The sequence below is a fragment of the Vibrio sp. 811 genome, assembly GCF_033339195.1.
Window position 1 is genome coordinate 1 of sequence record NZ_JAWOUB010000862.1, and the last position, 537, is coordinate 537.

The 537-nt window shown below is 49.0% G+C and carries 1 protein-coding gene; it reads right to left on the minus strand.

Going from position 1 to position 537, the window contains the following annotated elements:
- A partial coding sequence (locus R7Q46_RS29815) for a proline racemase family protein (RefSeq protein WP_318078672.1) occupies positions 1–537 on the minus strand: 537 nt, incomplete at both ends.

A 537-nucleotide genomic window follows, 5' to 3' on the forward strand; every position in this document is an offset into this window, starting at 1 on the left:
TCGCCGTTTGCCCGTTTACTTCGGTGATACCCTCAATACGGCCGTTAAATAGGCTGCCGATGATGCTTTCATGCACGAAATCTTCGCCTGATTTGAGTTTTCCCTTCGCATGCCATTGCGCCATGCGTGCGCTCGTGCCGGTTCCACATGGCGATCGGTCGAGTGCTTTATCGCCATAAAAAACGGCATTGCGAGCCGTTGCGCCGTCTTGCGTTGGTTTCCCTGTCCAAAGTACATGGGAAACGCCGCAAACCGTGGGTTCATTTGGATGGATGCATTCCACTGCATTAGAAACGGCGGTGCGCACTTTGGGGGAGAGCATTAAAATCTCATCAGGGGAGTAGTGTTCGAGTCCCGCATAATTTTCTTGTGGATCAACAATGACGTAGTAGTTGCCGCCATAAGCGACATCTATCGTGATTTCTCCTAAACCTTCGATTTCAACCGCGACATCTTGATGCGCAAGATAAGCTGGAACATTAAAAATCTTTACTGACGTGACCTTGTCACCTTTGGTTTGGTAGTGGACTTCTATTT